Origin of the sequence: Pseudomonas serbica (assembly GCF_028823535.1) — a bacterium.
GTDB classification, from domain to species: Bacteria; Pseudomonadota; Gammaproteobacteria; order Pseudomonadales; family Pseudomonadaceae; genus Aquipseudomonas; species Aquipseudomonas serbica.
Window position 1 is genome coordinate 1 of sequence record NZ_JAQIYM010000037.1, and the last position, 1,690, is coordinate 1,690.

Genomic DNA, 1,690 nt, shown 5'->3' on the forward strand with positions numbered 1-1,690 from the left:
AGTTTCCAGTACCGTTCGCAAGCGCGCGGTGTCGATGGGATAACGTTCGGGCGATTCACCGTAGTTCCATTCTTCACTCAAGGTACGTGGATCGATCTGACGGTCCGGGCCGAGCAGTCTGACCTGGTACTTGAGCGGGTCTTCCCCGGCCTTGTGCGCCAGTTCATCGATGAAGCTCTGGATCGCAAAACCGTGGGGGATGTTCGACACCGAGCGATACCAGCCCACCCGCGTGTGCACGGTGGCCTCCGGGTTTTCCAGGCGGATATTGGGAATCGCGTAGGCCATGTTGGTGAAGCCCATGCCCAACTCGAAGGCCGCCTCGTGGTTCATGCCCGGCGCAAACAACGCGGTGATGCTCGGTGCCACCGTGCGGTGCAGCCAGCCGGAAGGCAGGCCATCCTTGTTCAGGCTGGCCTTGAGGTATTCGGCCGACACGGTGTGAAAATACGAACAGTGGATATCGTCTTCGCGAGTCCATTGCACCCGCACCGCCTTGCCGGGGAACTCCTTGGCCAAAATGGCCGCTTCGATGATGAAGTCGGGTTTGGACTTGCGCCCGAAACCACCGCCCAGCAGCGTCACGTTGAACGTGACGTTATCGAATGGCACGCCCAGACGCTCACCGATTCGCTCGCGGGTGACCTGTGGCGCCTGGCTGGGTCCCCAGGCTTCACACACACCATTCTTGTAGCGAGCGATAGCGACCATCGGCTCCATTGGCGATTGTGACAGGTGCGGCAAATAGTAGGAGGCTTCCAGCGTGCTGTCGGCGCCGCTCATGGCCTCGTCGATGTTGCCGGTATTGCGCACCACCTTGCCGGGCTTGAGCGAGGCGGCCTCCAGCTCTTTGCGGTAGGCGATCGAGTCGTAACTGGCGTTGGGGCCGTCGTCCCATTCGATTTTCAGCGCCTCGCGCCCCTTGATCGCTGCCCAGGTGTTGCTGGCCACCACCGCGATGCCGCCCAGGGGTTGAAATTCCGAGGGCAAGGGACGGCTTTCGATCTGGATGACCTTGACCACCCCCGGCACTTTCATTGCCGCACCGCCATCGAAGCGCTTGACCTTGCCGCCGTACACCGCCGGCCGGGCAATGGTGGCGAACAGCATGCCATCAAAATGCACGTCGGCACCGTACACCGCGCGACCGTTGACGATGTCTTCGCCGTCGATGGCCTTTGTGCCTTCCTTGCCGATATAGCGAAACTGCGAAGGCTGCTTGAGTCGCAAGCTGTCCCGGGGCGGCACGGCCAGGGCACCAGCAGCGGTAGCCAGGGCGCCATACTCCAGTTCGCGACCGGAAGGCTTGTGGATGACTTTATGCAGCTGCGCATGACACTCGCCGACCGGCACTTTCCATTGGTCGGCGGCGGCCTGCTCCAGCATGGTCCGCGCGGCGGCACCACAGCGGCGCATTGGCTCGTACCAGTGGCGCATGCTGCGCGAACCGTCGGTGTCCTGATTGCCGAAGCGCGCTTCATCGCCTGGTGCCTGCTGCACCTTGACCCGCGCCCAATCGGCTTCCAGCTCGTCGGCCACCACCATGGTCAGGCTGGTCCGTACGCCCTGGCCCATCTCCGAACGGTTACAGACCACCGTCACCGTGCCATCAGTGGCAATGCTTACGTAGATTTTGGGGTCGTCGACCCAGCCGTTGGGCATGCCGTCGGCACCGAACTTTTTCTGCGCT

Annotated in this window: 1 protein-coding gene; it reads right to left on the reverse strand. The window is 62.4% G+C overall.

Annotated features, from left to right (window positions below):
* Positions 1-1,690: xanthine dehydrogenase family protein molybdopterin-binding subunit (locus NQL71_RS29620; protein ID WP_274643787.1), on the reverse strand; the 1,690-nt coding region annotated here is incomplete at both ends.